At 71.5% G+C, this 17,029-nt stretch carries 8 protein-coding genes; all 8 read left to right on the top strand.

Going from position 1 to position 17,029, the window contains the following annotated elements; translation table 11 throughout:
* The first annotated feature begins 141 nt into the window (after positions 1-141).
* The 8 genes from SM573_RS23700 (at position 142) to SM573_RS23665 (ending at position 16,964) form a co-directional block, all read left to right on the top strand.
* The gene (locus SM573_RS23700; RefSeq protein WP_474617100.1) at positions 142-1,059 is read left to right on the top strand and encodes a carbohydrate ABC transporter permease; all 918 of its coding nucleotides are present in this window, start codon (positions 142-144) and stop codon (positions 1,057-1,059) included.
* Positions 1,060-1,157: 98 nt separating this feature from the next.
* The gene (locus SM573_RS23695) at positions 1,158-1,982 is read left to right on the top strand and encodes a carbohydrate ABC transporter permease (protein WP_474610768.1); all 825 of its coding nucleotides are present in this window, start codon (positions 1,158-1,160) and stop codon (positions 1,980-1,982) included.
* Positions 1,983-1,984: 2 nt separating this feature from the next.
* Entirely contained in the window at positions 1,985-3,913 is a 1,929-nt protein-coding gene (locus tag SM573_RS23690; protein ID WP_474617099.1) for a glycoside hydrolase family 127 protein, read from the top strand.
* A 131-nt stretch (positions 3,914-4,044) separates the two neighbouring features.
* Entirely contained in the window at positions 4,045-8,778 is a 4,734-nt protein-coding gene (locus tag SM573_RS23685; protein ID WP_474617098.1) for a discoidin domain-containing protein, read from the top strand.
* Between the two features lie 65 nt (positions 8,779-8,843).
* Entirely contained in the window at positions 8,844-12,014 is a 3,171-nt protein-coding gene (locus SM573_RS23680; protein WP_474617097.1) for an OmpL47-type beta-barrel domain-containing protein, read from the top strand.
* A 41-nt stretch (positions 12,015-12,055) separates the two neighbouring features.
* Positions 12,056-12,688: a hypothetical protein gene (locus tag SM573_RS23675; protein ID WP_474617096.1), complete on the top strand. Its 633-nt coding sequence runs from the start codon at positions 12,056-12,058 to the stop codon at positions 12,686-12,688.
* A gap of 72 nt (positions 12,689-12,760) precedes the next feature.
* Entirely contained in the window at positions 12,761-13,798 is a 1,038-nt protein-coding gene (locus SM573_RS23670) for a hypothetical protein (protein WP_474610763.1), read from the top strand.
* Positions 13,799-13,961: 163 nt separating this feature from the next.
* On the top strand, positions 13,962-16,964 hold the full coding sequence (locus tag SM573_RS23665) for a 3-keto-alpha-glucoside-1,2-lyase-like domain-containing protein (protein ID WP_474617095.1): 3,003 nt from the start codon (positions 13,962-13,964) through the stop codon (positions 16,962-16,964).
* The last annotated feature ends 65 nt before the right edge of the window (positions 16,965-17,029 follow it).

The following is a 17,029-nucleotide window of genomic DNA, read 5'->3' as shown; positions in this document are numbered from 1 at the left end:
GCCCACCGGGCGACACCCCGGCGGTGGTACCCGGGGGGGGGGGGGGGGGGGGGGGGGGCGGCCCCCCCCCCCCCGCGACCCGGACACCCGCCCGGACGCGTTCGCGACCTGCCCACGTCCGTACGAACGAAAGGTTTTCCGATGAGCGTCACCGCACCGTCTCGCTCGCCCAGTGCGGCGATGCGGGGCCGGGGCCGTGCCCGCGGCCGCAAGGCGCTGCTCGGCTGGCTCTACGCGACACCGACAGCGGTCTTCGTCGCGGCGTTGTTCGTCGTGCCGCTGCTGCTCGTGGTCAGGATGTCGCTGTCGAGATGGCCGTTGCTCAGCGGCGACCAGGGGATCAACGCCCCCGACAACTTCGTGAAGGCGGTCAACCACCGCTTCTTCACCGACTCGGTGGTGTTCACCGTGAAGTACACCGTCCTCGCCACGGTGCTCCTGCTGGCTCTCGGGCTGGGGCTCGCCCTGCTGGTGCAGGAGTCGAGCCGGTGGAACAACCTGCTCCGCGCGTCGTTCCTGATCCCCAGCGCCCTCGGGCTGGCCTCGGCGTCCCTGCTGTTCTACGCGCTCTACTCGCCGTACGCGAGCCCGCTGGCGCCCGTCATGGAGAGCCTGGGCTTCACCTTCCTCGGCTCGCCCACGGCGGCGCTGGTGTCGACGACCTTCCTCATCGTGTGGCGCTACGCCGGCTTCTACATGGTGCTCATGCTCGTCGGCCTGCAGGGCATCCCCGCGGACGTGTACGAGGCGGCCCGCTCGGACGGCGCCAGCCGCTGGCAGATCTTCCGGAAGGTCACCCTGCCGCTGCTGCGCCCGACGCTGGCCCTGACGACGGTGCTCTGCGTGACGGGCTCCCTGCTCGCCTTCGAGCAGTTCTACATCCTCACCAAGGGCGGCCCGGACAACAGCACCATCACCGTCGTCCAGCTGATCTACATGGTGGCGTTCCAGGGTCAGAACGACCTGGGTCTGGCGGCGGCCATCTCCGTCATCGTGCTGCTCGCCCTGATCCTCATCAACGCCCTGCAACTGCGCGCCTTCCGCACCGAGGAGAGCTGACGCCGATGGCCGTCGTATCCCGATCCCCCTCGACCGCCACCGACGGGTCCCCGCCCCGGCACGGCGGAAGACCCGGCCCGGCGGCCAGGTCGACAGGTGTGACCATCGCCGGCATCGCGCTGCGGACGCCGTACTGGGTGTTCACCGGGGCGGTGGGTCTGATCTTCCTCGCCCCGCTGCTCTGGACCGCGGTCGCCTCGGTCGCCCCACAGGCCGGCACGAACCAGGTGGACGGCTGGGGGTTCGGCAACTACGAGACGCTCACGAGGTATCAGGCCGGCATCTGGCGCTACCTCGCGAACTCGGCGTTCGTCTCCCTGCTCACCGTCGCCCTGACGCTGGTGATCTCCCTCCTCGGCGGCTACGCGTTCGCGCGCTTCCGCTTCCCGGGCCGCAACATCCTGTTCCTGGCCACGCTGGCGATCCTCATGGTCCCGTACGCGACGTTGCTGATCCCGCTGTACGTGCTGCTCAACGAGGTGGGCCTGCAGAACTCGCTGGTCGGTGTGGCCCTGGTGCTCACCATGTTCCAGCTGCCCTTCGCGACCTTCCTCATGCGCATCTCGTTCGAGGCGGTGCCGCGTGAGCTCGACGAGGCCGCGATGGTCGACGGCTGCTCGTCGTTCAGCGCGCTGCGGCGGGTGCTGATGCCCGCGGTGAAGCCGGGCCTGATCACCGTGGGGCTGTTCGCGTTCCTCGCCGCCTGGAACGACTTCATGGCGCCGCTGATCCTCATCAACGACACCGAACGCATGACCCTGCCGCTCGCGGTGTCCAACCTGCGCGGCCAGGTCCAGGGTGTCGTCGACTACGGGGCGACCGAGGCGGGGGTGGTCGTCCTCGCCCTGCCGTGCATCGTCCTGTTCCTCCTGCTCCAACGCCACTACGTCCGCGGCTTCATGTCCGGGGCGATGAAGGGATGACCATGAGCGGCACCGCTCTTACGGCCGCACCCGTGCTGCCTGTCCGCGGACGGCTCCGGCCGCTGGGCCTCGACGAGGTCCGGATCACGGACGGGTTCTGGGCCGAGCGCCAGTCGATCAACGGCGTCGCGACGCTCGAACACATCGCGCACTGGCTCGAACGGGAGGGGTGGATCCGGAACTTCGACCTCACCGCGCGAGGCGGCCCCTCGCACGAGCGCCGGGGACGCGAGTTCTCCGACTCGGAGATCTACAAGTTCCTCGAGGCGTTGGCGTGGGAGATCGGCCGGACGGGCGACGCCGGCCTGGAGTCGACGTTCCGCGACACCGTCCGGCGGGTGGCCGCGGCGCAGCAGCACGACGGCTACCTCAACACCAACTTCGACCGCCCCGGCCAGGCGCCGCGGTGGTCGGATCTGGAGTGGGGCCACGAGCTGTACTGCGTCGGTCACCTGCTCCAGGCGGCGGTCGCCCGGGCGCGGACGCGGCCCGGCGCGGACGACGGTCTGGTCGAGGTGGCGCGTCGTGCCGCGGACAACGTCTGCGCGACGTTCGGGCCGGACGGCATGGACGGCATCTGCGGCCATCCGGGGATCGAGACCGCCCTGGTGGAGTTCTCCCGGGTCACCGGGGACGACCGCTACCTGCACCAGGCCGCTCTCTTCGTGGACCGGCGCGGCCACGGGCGGCTCGGTGACGTGGAGTACGGCCGGGAGTACTTCCAGGACGAGCAGCCGGTCCGGCAGGCGACGGTGCTCCGCGGGCACGCGGTGCGGGCGAACTACCTCGCGGCGGGCGCCGTCGACGTCGCGGTCGAACTCAAGGACGCCAGCCTGTTGGAGGCGGTGCGCACCCAGTGGCGGAACGCGGTGCAGCGCCGGACGTACGTCACCGGCGGTCAGGGCTCCCGCCACCAGGACGAGGCCTTCGGCGAGGACTGGGTGCTGCCCCCGGACCGGGCCTACTCGGAGACGTGCGCGGGGGTCGGCTCGGTGATGCTCGCCTGGCGGCTGCTGCTCAGCGACGGCGATCCCCGCTACGCCGACCTCATCGAGCGGACCCTGTTCAACGTGGTGTCGACCTCGCCGTCGGCGGACGGGCGCAGCTTCTTCTACGCCAACACGCTGCACCGCCGCCGGCTCGGCGCCCGCCCCGAGGACGACCGGCCCAGCATCCGCGCGGCGGCCAGCCTGCGGGCGCCCTGGTTCGAGGTGTCCTGCTGTCCGACCAACGTGGCCCGCACGCTGGCCAGCCTGGGCGCCTACGTCGCCACCACCGACGACGAGGGTCTCCAGCTGCACCAGTACGTCCCCGGCACGGTCGCGCACCGCCTCCCCGACGGGCGCAAGGTCGGCCTGACCGTCGCCACGGAGTACCCGCGTGACGGGCAGATCCGGGTGCGGATCGACAGCGACGACCCCCGCCCCTGGTCGCTGTCGTTGCGGGTGCCCGGCTGGGCGACGCGGGGCGCGACGGTGACCGTCGACGGGGCCACCCGGCCGGTGGGGCCGGGCGTCGTCACGGAGCACCGGTCGTGGCGCCGCGGCGACGAGATCCTCCTGTCCCTGCCGACGGCCCCGCGCTTCACCTTCCCCGACGAGCGCGTCGACGCGGTCCGCGGGTGCGTCGCGGTGGAGCAGGGCCCCCTCGTGCTCGCCGTGGAGTCGGTGGACGTGCCGGGCGTCGAGACCGTCGACGAGCTCCGCGTCGACACCGGGCAGCCGCCCCGCGTGGTCGACGGCCGGGTGACCGTGCGCTGCCGCCGCGTGCGCCACCGCGACCACGACTGGCCCTACCGCGCCGACGGGGCCGAGGCGGCACCGACCGCGGGCGAGGTGCTCGACGTGCCGCTCGTGGAGTACCGCGCCTGGGCCAACCGGGGGCCCTCGACGATGCGCGTCTGGCTCGCCACCGACGCCGGGCAGGGCTGACGGCCCGCCGGCATGGCACCGCGACGGACCCGATCCGTCCGGTCCCGGATGTTAACGCTCACAACGTCCCGTCACCCGCTCCCGCACCGACGACCGACAGTCCAGCCGCACCGACGACAGGGAGGAAGGCCATGACCCGTAGACGCGTGAGGAGGGTGCCCCTCGGGGCAGCCCTGGCCGCGCTCGTGCTCGCAGGGACGGTCGCCGTAGGCTCACCGGCCCACGCCGACGGCCCGGTCCTGCCCGGCAACGAGGGCGACGTCGGGGTCTACACCGACGGGCGGAGCCACGCCATGGACATCGGCGACCCGGTCTACAGCAACCTCGGCGACGTCGCCGACCAGCTCAAGCCCGGTGTGCCGTTCACCGCGGGGAACATGCACCAGTCGATCTTCGAGAAGGACCTGGCCGCGGGTGGCACGGACTACTACCTCGACCGGATCCTGGGAGTCCAGGGCACGATCGGGTCGCCGGTGCTGATGACGCGCGGTCGCAGCCTCTACCTGCGCGGCTCCAGCAACACCAACTTCACCGTCATGGGCTTCGCCGGCAGCGCGTACGTCGGCGGACCCAACAACCTCGGCAACCTCTACACGGTCACCGTGCCGGGGCAGACCGTCACCGAGGTGAACGCGAACCGGTTCAACGCGCCGAGCCACGCGAAGAGCCGCTACACCGTCGGCGGCACCGGGGTCACGGCCAAGCTGACCAAGTTCATCACCTACGACAACGTGGCCGTCACCGCCGTCGAGTTCGACAACCCCGGCGACGCCCCGGCCACGTTCACCGTCCGCGCGGCCTCGCCACTGGCCACCCAGCCCGGTCGGAGCGCGGCCGAGCTGACCGGCACCCGCACCATCACGAGCGGGTCCAACAACGGGCTCGTCGACACCGCGTGGGACTCGATCCGGATCGACCTCACCGGCGCCGGCTTCACCCGCTCCGGGACCAACCTCGACCGGGAGGTCACCGTGCCCGCCGGCGGCTCGGTGTCGGTGTCGGTCGTCGGCGCCGTCTCCTCGGCCACGCTGCCCGAGACGGTGGAGAGCTACCAGGAGTACGCCGCCCTGTCGCCGGCCGAGGCGGTGCGCGCCGGCATCACGGCGTTCCACCGCCGCTGGGCTCAGGACGTCCCCTACATCGACGTGCCCGACCCGGCGCTGGAGAAGGCCATCGTCTACCGCTGGTGGGGCGAGCGCTACAACAGCCTCGACGCCAACGCGTCCGGCCACGTCTACCAGTACCCCACCACGATCGAGGGGGTGAACCTCTACCAGAACGCCGTGGCGCTGACCCAGCCGATGCACCTGCAGGACACCAAGTGGCTGCGCACGCCATACCTGCCGTACGGCCAGGTGCTCAACATCGGTGAGCTCTCCGGCTCCTCGGCGTTCCTGGACAGCCCGGGCCACACCAGCTGGAACAACCACTACTCGCAGTACCTCGGCACGGCCGGGCTCGAGGCGTACAACGTGCACGGTGGCGGCAAGGAGATCGCGCGCAAGTTCGCCGGCTACTTCGAGGGCGACGGCGTCGGCCAGCTCGAGCACTACGACGGCAACGACGACAAGCTGATCGCGTACGACACCAACTACATGCCCGGCAACGACGCCGACGCCATCACCTTCGGCTTCCCGAAGGCGAACGCCGGCGCTCCCGGGGCGCGGACCATCGAGCGCCCCGAGTCGGCGTACGTGTGGGGCGCCTTCGACGCCGCCCGCCAGCTCTACCAGCTGGCCGGCGCCGACCAGGCCAAGGTGGACCAGATGGCCGGCAGCGCCGACGAGATCCGCACCGCGATCCTCGACCGGCTGTGGAGCCCGGACATGCGGATGTTCCTGGCCGGGACGTCGCACGGCGCCACCAGCGCCGCCACCGCCAACGGGCGGCCCAACCCGCTGCCCGCGACGGCCCGGGACCTGATCCCGGCGCGGGAGTCGAACCTCTACGACGTCTACGCGGAGAACCTCATCCCGTTCGACCAGTGGCAGACCTACGTCGACGGGTTCCGCTTCCTGACCTACGGGGACAACTTCCCGATCTTCCCGTTCTACACCGCCAACCAGTACGACCGGACGGCCTACGGCATCGGCGGCTCCAACAACTTCTCCAACATCAACTTCACGGTCCAGTACCGCGGTGTCCGCTCGGCGCTGCGCCACTACGACCCGGAGCAGAAGTACATCGACCCGGCGTACGCCAAGCGGCTGCTGGACTGGATGGCCTGGAGCATCTACCCGAACGCGGACCTGCGCGCGCCGAACCAGGCGGAGTACTACTCCAACTGGAACCCGAGCACGAAAACCTACAACCGCAACAACCCGAACCACGTGATGCTCGGCAACATGAACTACATCTTCGTCGAGGACATGGCCGGCCTCCAGCCGCGTTCCGACGACAAGATCGAGCTGTGGCCCATCCAGTTCGGATACGACCACTTCATGGTCAACAACCTGCGGTACCACGGGCAGGACGTCACCGTCGTGTGGGACCCCGACGGCAGTGAGTACGGCCTGGGGGCCGGCTACAGCCTGTTCCTCAACGGCGAGAAGAGGGTCAGCACCGACAAGCTCGGCAAGCTCACCTACGACCCGAACACCAACCAGGTCCAGGCCGGGGAGGGCCTGACCGTCACGTTCACCGCCGAGGGCGGCACCGAGTTCCCGAGTGCGGTGGACACCCCCATCACCGACGAGCGGGTCGTCTCGTACCTCAAGACGGCCGGCATCGACCTCACCGAGGACGCGCCGAACCTGGCGGCGGGCGCCGACCTCAGCTCGTCGTACACCCAGCAGGGCATGCGGCCGACGCCGTGGCGGCAGTTCCACACGCCCGGCTGGAGCACCACCTCCATGAACTACACGCCCGGCGCCGTCAAGGAGACCGAGCGCCCGGTGTCGCTGGCGGCCGTGACCGACGGCGTCACCGCCAACGAGCCCTACTGGGGCAACTACGGCACGAACGAGAAGAACGGCTACGTCGAGCTCGACCTCGGCTCGGCCCGCTCCTTCGACAACGTCAAGGTGTTCTTCGTCAGCGACCGGCAGGCCGGCGGCTACCGCGAACCCGCACGCTGGTGGGTGCAGGTGCCCGACGGCGACGGCGGCTGGAAGGAGGTGCCGGGCCAGTTCAAGAACCCGACCGTCCCGTCGGCGAAGTTCAACGAGGCGCTGTTCCGGACGGTGACGTCGGACAAGCTGCGCATCGCGTTCACGAACAACCCGACCCACTTCACCGCGATCTCCGAGATCCAGGTCTTCGACTCGGGCCGCGACGTGCCGGAGGTCTCCAACCGGGCGCCGGTCGTCACCGCGGCACGGGACGGCTCCGCGGACGGCAACCTCTCCACCCGGCTGGTCGGCACGGCGACCGACGACGGCATCCCGTACGACGACGAGCTCACCTTCGGCTGGGAGACCGTCTCGGCCCCGCAGGGCGCGGGCGTCATCTTCGCCGACCAGAAGGCGTTGGCGACCCGGGTCACCGGCACCGTCCCCGGCGACTACGTGTTCCGCTTCTTCGCCACCGACGGGGAGAAGCGGACGGAGGCGACCGTCGCCGTGACCCTCGCCGAGCGCGACATGGTGGCGGAGTTCGGCGGCTCGGCCGCGATCACGACGAGCGGCACCGCGTCGTGGGAGAACCACCAGCGGGTCAACGAGAGCACCACGCCGAGCAGCTCGAACCCGGGGGCCGGCAACGGCTGGGGCAACTGGGGCCAGACCCAGAACGGCACCAGCCTCGAACGGGCGGCGTGGATCCAGTACCGCTGGACGGCACCGGTGCGGCTGTCGTCGACCGACGTCTACTGGTACGACGACAACGGCGGCACCCGCCGGCCCACGGCCACGACGTACGCCGTCGAGACCTCCGCGAACGGCACCGACTGGACGCCGGTCACGCTCGTCAACGGCTCGACGTACGCCGGTGGGCTCGCCACCAACACCTACAACCGCTTCGAGTTCGAGCCGGTCACCACCAGCTACCTGCGCATCCGCATCTGGGGGGTGCAGGGCGGCGGCGCCGGCACCGGCGTGCTGCGCTGGCGCGCCAACGGCGAGACGGTCGACTCGGTGCGCTCCCCGGTGCTCATCCGCACCGGCGTCGGCCAGGTGCCGACGCTGCCGAGCACCCTCGACGCGGTGTACGCCAGCGGCGCGCGCGGCACCGTGTCGTTCAACTGGCAGCCGATCACACCGGAGATGGTCGCCGAGCCCAACGTCGACCCGTTCGTGGTCTACGGCACGAACGACGCGTACGGCCTGATCGCCGAGGCGCGCGTCTACGTGCGGCCCGAGATGTCCAGCGGCGGCATCTCGATCCAGGGCGCCGAGACCTTCGAGCAGGCCGTCGACGTGGGAGAGCTGCCCTACCTGCCCGACAAGGTGGAGGTCTCCTACAACGACGGGTCCCGGGACAACCAGGCCATCGGCGTCGACTGGAACTTCGACGAGAGCGTCGTCGACACGCCCGGTCGTTACACGATCATCGGCGACCTGATCCTGCCCGACTACGTCAGCGAGGCCGGCACCACCCGGACCACACTGACCCTCACCGTGGGTGACCCACCGCCGACCTGGGACGTGGAGGTGCAGGCCCGCACCCAGTGCACCGGCGGCAACGTCTACGTGGCGGTCAGCGCCCGCAATGCCGACGACGTGCCACTCACCATCGAGCTGGTCACGCCGTACGGCTCGCGCACGGTGACCGACGTGGCACCGGGCAGGTCCGCCTACCAGGCGTTCAACACCCGTGCCAAGACCGTGTCGGCCGCGACCGCGACGGTGAAGGCCACCGGCGTCGTCGACGGTGAGCCGGTGACCGCCGAGCTGCCGGCGCCCTTCGGCGCCCTGAGCTGCGGCTAGCCCTCCGGGGTGGCGGCGCTTCCCGGCGCCGCCACCCCCGGCTCGACAGTGAGGAGATCGACACCGTGAACACCAGCGTGGTGCCCGGCGGCGCTCCACCCACGCCCCGGCGGTGGGGCCGGTTCCGCAGGGCGGCCGCCACGGCGGCGATCGCCGGCCTCGTCGCCGGCGGCCTGGCCGGGGTCGCGACGCCGGCGCGGGCCGCCGACTCGTACACCTTCACCAACACCACCAACCCGATCCTCGGCGACGGCAGCTACTACTCGGCCGACCCGGCGCCGCTCGTCGTGCCGGCCGGCGCGCCCGGCAACGACGGCGGCGCGGACCAGCTCTACATCTACACCGGCCACGACCAGGCCGGACCGTCCACCAACGACTTCGTCATGAACGAGTGGGGCGCCTTCCGGACCACCGACGTCGAGGCCGGCGAGTGGACCCACTACCCGTCGCTGATGCGGCCGGAGCAGGTCTTCGCCTGGGCCACACCGGGCCGCGCGTACGCGGGTCAGGTCGTCCGGGGTGTGGACGGCCGCTACTACTGGTACGTGCCGATCAACGAGCGCGACAGCCCGGCGTCGGACAGGTTCGCGATCGGCGTGGCCGTCTCGGACAGCCCGACCGGGCCGTGGACCGACCACGCCGGCGGGCCGATCATCTCGCAGCGGGTGCCCACGCCCAACACCATCCACAACATCGACCCCACGATCCTCATCGACGGCACCGCCCCGAACCAGCGGGTGTACGTCTGGTGGGGCTCCTTCAGCCAGCTGCGGATGCAGGAGTTCCAGCAGGACATGAAGACTCCCGTGGGCCCGCAACGGACGGTCACCGGGCTGACGGGATTCTTCGAGGCGGCCTGGATCTTCAAGCGCGGCGCCACCTACTACCTGGCGTACGCCGGGAACAACGCCGGCCCGACCTCGCAGTGCACCCCGGCGAACTACCACGCCTGCATCGCCTACGCGACGGCGTCCTCGCCGGAGGGCCCGTGGACCTACCGGGGGACCATCCTGCGCCCGGTCTCGTCGACGACGAGCCACTCCGGCATCCTGGAGTTCGACGGCCGGTGGTACATCGCGTACCACACGGCCGACGCGGTCGGCGGCGGCCACTTCCGCCGCTCGGTGGCCATCGACCCGATCGAGTGGGACGACACGCAGAACCCGCCGCGGATGAGGCCGGTCACCGCGACACCGGTCAGGGGACGTGACCTCACCCCGCGGCCGAACATCGCCCAGGAGGCGCGGGTCACCGTCTCCAACGAGCCGGTACCCACCCAGTACTGGGTGAAGGCCCTCAACGACGAGATCGTCCGCGCCAACCCGCTGCCACCGGACATGTGGGGGACCTGGACCGGCAACAACCCGCCGCAGCAGTGGGCGCAGTACACCTGGGACCAGCCGATGCGGATCACCGGTTCCGAGATCGACTTCTGGAACGACCAGCCGCAGGGCACCGGTGTGGGCGTCGCGGCGCCCGCTCGCTGGCGCCTCCAGTACTGGACCCTCGACACCGGCCAGTGGGCCGACGTGCCCAACCCGAGCGGGTTCCCCACCGGCACCCAGGGCCCGCAGACCACCACGTTCGATCCGGTGACCACCACGCAGGTACGCGCGGTCTTCGATGCCTCGACCAACGGCAGCACGTACTCGGGGGTCGCGGTGGAGGAGTGGCGGATCCTGGCGGCGCAGCCGGAGTCCGCCGTGGTGGCGCCGCCGGTGACGGTGGAGGTGGGGGAGACGGAGCTGCCCGACGGTGTCCCCGTGTCGTTCGGCGCAGAGACGCTGCGGGTGCCCGTGTTCTGGGACGCGGTGACGCCGGCGGACGTCGCCGCGCCCGGGACGTTCACGATCCGGGGCACAGTGCTCGGTTACGCCGCCGAACGGGTCTCCGCCCAGGTCACGGTCATCTCACCGGGTGACACCGACGGCGACGAGACCCCGCCGACGCTGACGCTCACGCCCAGCGGCAGTGCGGGTGGTGCCGGCTGGTTCCGGTCCCCGGTGCGGGTCCGCGTCGCCGGTGTCGACGACCGTGGCGGTCGGATGACCATCTCCTCCAGGGTGGACGACGGCCAGCCGAACGTCGCCACCGACGTGCGGTTCGTGGACGTCACGGTGTCCGGCGACGGCCGGCACACGGTCACGGCGACCGCGACGGACCGCGCCGGCAACACGTCGGCGTCGGCGGACCTCGCCGTACGAATCGACGCCACGGCGCCGGTCAGCACGGCGACCGTGAACGGTGCCACCCGTGCGGTCACGCTGGCCGCGAGTGACGCGACCTCCGGGGTGGCCCGGATCGAGTACGCCATCGGCGCGGGTGCGTGGGCGACCTACACCGGTCCGGTCGCCGCGCCCGACGCGAACCGGAACACCCTGGCGTTCCGGGCGGTCGACGCGGCCGGCAACCTGGAGACGGCGAAGACCGTCACCATCCCGGCGGACCTGTCCGGGCCGCTCACCGGCAACATCGGGCCCATCGGAACGCCGACCGCCTCCTACACGGCGGGCTGGAACAGCGTCACCGCGCTCAACGACGGCGCCGACCCGCCGAACCCCAGCCAGGCCCAGATCTGGGGCACCTGGTCCGGCACCCGACCGGCGACTCAGTGGGTGCAGTACGACTGGGCGCGCCCGGTGCGCCTCACCGGCACCGAGCTGAAGTTCTGGCGGGACTCCAACCGGGGGACCGGCGAGGGCGTCGCCGAGCCCGACGGCTGGGTGCTGCAGTACTGGGACGAGACCGGCGCGACCTGGCGGGACGTGCCCGGCGCGTCCGGCTACGGCACCAGCACGACGGCGTTCAACACCGTCACCTTCGATCCCGTCACCACGCCGCGGGTGCGCGCCACGATCCGGGCCAACGGCAACGGCACCACCTACTCCGCGGTGGCCGTCACGGAGTGGCGGGTCTTCGCCGACGACCCGGGTGTCCGAACGGAGCTGCCCGTGACGGTCAGCGCCCAGGCACGGTGCGTCGCCGGCAAGGCGTACGTCGCGGTGCGGGCGCGCAACGACCACGACGCACCCGTGGACGTCGTCCTGGAGACCGCACACGGGAAGCGGACATTCGAGGACGTCGCCGCTGGCGGGAACGCGTACCAGTCGTTCGCCACCCGGGCCGCCTCCGCGGCCGCGGGAGAGGCGACGGTCCGCGTCACCGGGTCCCTCGACGGCGCGGAGCTGACGACCGTCCGCACCATCCCGTACCCCGGCGTCAGCTGCGCCGGCTGATCCCTTCTGCCCAGTAACGACAACGGACGATGGAGCATCGAATGAACAGATGGAGTCGTAAGCGGTTGCTGGCGGCCGGTGCCACGGGCGCGCTCCTGGCCGGGGCGGCGGCGTTGCCGTCCCCGGCGGTGGCCGAGCCCGGGGACAGCGCGGACGTGGAGGTCACCGTCGACATCGAGGAGATCGAGGAGCCGGGTGTGCTCGCCATGTCCATCGCCGGTGACTCGGTGGCGCTGGCGGAGGACGGCTCGACGCTGCTGGTGCGTCAGTTCGTCGGTCGGCTGCCGACGGTGACGGTGACGGACACGCGGACGCCGGAGGAGGTGCCGGAGAACGCGGCGTGGGCGGTGCTCGGTAACGCCACCGACTTCGTGGGCAGCGCCGGCCAGGCCCCGATCGGCGCCGGTCACCTCGGCTGGAGGCCGCGGTTGATCGACGGCGGTGACACCGGGCTGGTCAGCGAGGGCGAGGAGGTGGTGACCGTCCTCGACGAGCCCACCCAGCCCGGCAACAACGTCGGTCTGGTCGACCAGGAGCTGCTGGTCTCGACGTTCGACTCCGGGGCGGTGGCGGGTGACGCGTACTCGGTCGACGCCGACCTGTTCCTGCGGACGCCGGCCGACGTCGAGGCGGGGTCGTACACCTCGACGTTGACCTTGTCCCTGTTCGAGTAAAACGATGGTGGGGACCGCCCCGGCGGTCCCACCCCACCCCGCCGCGTCGGAGGCGCCGCCATGATCCGAACCGTGCCGCGGACACTGGCCGTGCTGGCCGCGGTGCTCGTCAGCGTGTTCCTCGCGCCCCACCCGGTGACGGCGCAGCCGGCGAACCCGACGCTGACCTGGGCGGTGCAGCCCGCCGACGAGAACGGGCCGGACGGGCGCCGGTGGATCGAGGTGACGCTCGACCCCGGCCAGGTCGTGACCGAGCACCTGGCGGTGCGCAACCTCAGCGACAAGCCGGTGGTCTTCGCGTTGAAGGCGGCGGACGGCTACCTCACCGACAAGGGCCGGTTCAACATGCTTCCCTCCGACCGCCGGTCGGTGGACGGCGGCACCTGGATCACGGTGCGGGAGACGGTCACCGTCGGCGCCAAGCAGACCACGGTCGTGCCGTTCACCATCACGGCGCCGCCGGACGCCACGCCCGGGGACCACCCGGCCGGCATCGCGGCCACGGTCACGAGCAGCGGAGGCACGGTCGCGGTCGAGAGCCGGGTGGGGTTCCGGGTCATGCTGCGGGCCAGCGGCACCGTCACGGCCGCCGTGGCGATCGGCGACGTCCGGGCCACCTACGAGCGGTCGTGGAACCCCTTCTCGGCCGGCACCCTCCACGTCCGCTACACCGCGCGGAACGAGGGCAACGTGGCGGTGACCGGCGACGGCCGGGCGAGCGTGGCCGAACTCTTCGGTCTCTCCCGGTCGGAGGCGCCCGCCGACGTGGCGGAGCTGCTCCCGGGCGACAGCCGGGCGGCCGAGGCCCGCGTGAGCGGCGTGTGGGGGTGGGGTGCGCTCCGGACGACCGTCGAGGTGACCCCCGCCGTGGTCGCGGGGGGCCGGGCCGGGGCCGAGATCAGGGCGGGCTCCGCCACGGCGACGGCCTGGGTGCTGCCGTGGCCGCAGCTGGCCCTCGCGGCGCTCCTCGTCGCGCTCGTCCTGGTCTACCGGGCCGTCCTCCGCCGACGGCGGCGGCGGTTGGCGCGACTGCTCGCCCGCGCCCGGGACGAGGGTCGGGAGGAGGCCCGCAGGTCCGCCCTCGCGGGCGACTCCTCGACGGCCTCCTGATCGACGCCCAGCTTTTGCTGAGAAATCAAAAAGTTTCGTTCTATCTATCTAAAGTGGTAGTGTCAGCGATCGATCTTTCGTGTCGGGAGATCGTACTGACCGGTCCACGGGAGAACGTGGCACGGCTCCTCTCCGGCCGGGACCCCCACCCACAGGAGGAACCTTGACCGCACCCAGCCGACGGCGCCGACGCCGTCGATCCCTGCTCGCCACCGCGGGCGCCGCCCTGGCGACCCTGCTCGCCAGCGCCCCCGTCACCCCCGCCGCGGCGGCACCCGCCGCCGACGTCCCGCCGCAGGAGCCGGGCGTCACCCTGCGCTCGTACGACATGGGCGTCCCCCTCTCGGCGCTGTGCACCCTGAAGCCCGCGCAGACGCCGAACGTGGACCGGCTCATGCCGCAGATCAACTGGACCACCACCGACGAGTTCGGCCTCTCCGACCGGTTCATCACCCACGCCATCGGCAACCTCGCCGTGCCCACCGACGGCACCTACACGTTCCGCCTCACCAGCGACGACGGTTCGCGCCTGACCATCGACGGGCAGCGCGTCATCGACCACGACGGGCTGCACGGCGAGACCTCCAAGGAGGGATCGGTCACGCTGAGCGGCGGCCTGCACCCGCTGTTCGTCGAGTTCTTCGAGAACGGCGGCGGCCAGGTGTTGCGGCTGGAGTGGCGGCCTCCGGGCGCGGACACCTTCTCGCTCGTGCCGACCACCGCGCTGAGCACCGACGCGGGCGTCGTCCGCGTCACCGCCCCCGGGTGGAAGTACTGCGAGGGCGCGACCGACTCGGCCGGCGACGGCCTGCCGCTGGACCGGGTGCACCCCGGCTACACCCTCACCGACCTGCGCCCCGAGGGCTTCCAGCCGCAGGTCACCGGCATGGCGTTCCGGCCCGACGGCGACCTGGTCCTCTCCACCTGGGGCGGCACCGACAACGCCACCGGCGAGATCTACGTCGTCGAGAACGCCACCGGCCCGACCGGGCCCGAGCGGGTCACCTACCGCAGGTTCGCCGACGGGCTGCGCGAACCCCAGGGGGTGGCGGTCGTCGACGACACCGTCTACGTCAGCCAGAAGCACGAGCTGACCGCCCTGCGCGACACCGACGGCGACGGCGTCGCGGACACGCGGCGGACGGTCGCGACCTGGCCGTGGGGCGGCAACTTCCACGAGTTCGCCTTCGGCCTGCTCTACCGGGACGGCTACTTCCACCTCAACCTCTCCGTGGCCATCAACCTGGGCGGCGCCACCACCGTGCCCCAGCCCGCCCCGAACCGCGGCACCTCGATCAAGGTGAACGCCCGGACCGGCGAGATCACGTACGTGGCCGGCGGGCTGCGCACGCCCAACGGCATCGGGTGGGGCCCGCGCGGCGAGGTCCTCGTCACGGACAACCAGGGCGGCTGGCTGCCCGCGTCCAAGCTCGTGGAGATCAGGAAGGACGCGTTCTTCAACCACTACACGACCCCCGACGGGCCGTTCGACGACCAGCCGGTGACGCGCCCGATCGTGTGGCTCCCGCAGAACGAGATCGCCAACTCGCCGTCGACCCCGGTGCTGCTCACCAAGGGGCCGTACGCGGGCCAGCTGGTCGTCGGCGACGTGACCTACGGCGGCCTGCAACGCGTGTTCCTGGAGAAGGTCGAGGGGCAGTACCAGGGCGCGGTGTTCCGGCACACGCAGGGCCTGGAGGCCGGCGTCAACGAGGTCACGCTCGGCCCGGACGGCGCGCTCTACGTGGGCGGGCTGGGCGCCGGCGGCAACTGGGGGCAGGAGGGCAAGCTCACGTACGGCCTGCAGAAGCTCACGCCCAACGGCACGTCAGTGTTCGAGGTGAAGCGGATGCGCGCCACGCGGGGCGGGTTCGAGCTGGAGTACACCGAGCCGCTGTCGGCCGAGACCGCCGGGGACCTCGCCGAGGCGTACCGGGTCACGCAGTGGCGCTACGGCGCGACGAGTCAGTACGGCGGGCCCAAGCTCGACCAGGAGACGCTCACGGTGACCAGGGCCGACCTGTCGGCCGACCGGCGCACCGTGCGGCTCACGATCCCGGGTCTCAAGGAGAACCGGGTGGTGCACGTGCGGTCCCCGCGTCCGTTCTCCTCCGCCGACGGCGAGGAGCTGTGGAACACTGAGGCCTGGTACACGCTCAACGAGATCCCGGGCCGGGTGGTGCAGCCCCAGACCTTCTTCGAGGCCGAGGAGGGCCGGACGGTCGGCGTCGGCATGGCGACCGACCACGCGGCCTACTCCGGCTCCGGCTTCGCCGCCGGGTTCGCCGAGGACGGCTCTTCCACCCGCATCTCGGTCGACGTCCGCAAGACCGGCACGTACGACCTGGCGATGCGCTACAGCAACGGCCCGAACCCGTACTCCGGCGAGAAGCAGCTCAGCCTGTACGTCAACGGCCGGCGGGTGGAGCAGACCGTCTTCCCGTCGACCGTGACCTGGGAGGAGTGGGGCACGGTCACCACCACGGTGCGCCTGAAGAAGGGTCGCAACGTGGTCGAGTACCGCAAGGAGGCCGCCGACTCCGGGCACGTGAACCTCGACGTGCTCGCCGTCCGGCCGCACGGCGAGCGCATCAGGCTGTTCGACGGCGGTGACCTCACCGAGTGGCAGCACACCGACGGCCGGGAACCGGAGTGGTCGGTCGCCGACGGCGCCATGACGGTCCGCAACGGTGACCTGCGCACGGTGGAGGCCTTCGGCGACTTCCGGCTGCACGTGGAGTTCAACCTGCCGCTGTACCCGCCGGACGTGACCGGCCAGGCCCGCGCCAACAGCGGCGTCTACCTGCAGGACCGCTACGAGATCCAGGTGCTCGACTCGTTCGGCATCGACCCGCCGCAGGTCAACGACGCCGCGGCGATCTACAACCAGAAGGCCCCGGACGCCAACGCGGCCCTGCCGCCGGAGACCTGGCAGACGTACGACATCGTCTACCGGCAGGCCCGCTACGACGCGGCGGGCAACAAGGTCGAGAACCCGCGCGTCACCGTCGTGTGGAACGGCGTCACCGTGCAGGACGACGTCGAGATCCTCGGCCCGACCGGCGGCAGCCGGCCCGAGGGTCCGGCCGCGGGCGCCATCCGGCTCCAGGACCACGGCAACCCGGTCCAGTACCGCAACATCTGGATCGAACCGCTCGACCGGTAGCTCCACCGACGGTCGGACCTGGACGGCCGGGCACCGCTTCGCCGGGGCCCGGCCGTTCGCGTTGC

The sequence above is a fragment of the Micromonospora xinjiangensis genome (assembly GCF_056150165.1).
Note: the sequence above shows the minus strand (reverse complement) of the source record. Positions and strands in the feature narration are given on the sequence as shown.

Coding starts and splice junctions, on each gene's coding strand:
- SM573_RS23675 (WP_474617096.1), top strand. CDS start 12,056: ATGAACAGATGGAGTCGTAAGCGGTTGCTGGCGGCCGGTGCCACGGGC.
- SM573_RS23700 (WP_474617100.1), top strand. CDS start 142: ATGAGCGTCACCGCACCGTCTCGCTCGCCCAGTGCGGCGATGCGGGGC.
- SM573_RS23685 (WP_474617098.1), top strand. CDS start 4,045: ATGACCCGTAGACGCGTGAGGAGGGTGCCCCTCGGGGCAGCCCTGGCC.
- SM573_RS23690 (WP_474617099.1), top strand. CDS start 1,985: ATGAGCGGCACCGCTCTTACGGCCGCACCCGTGCTGCCTGTCCGCGGA.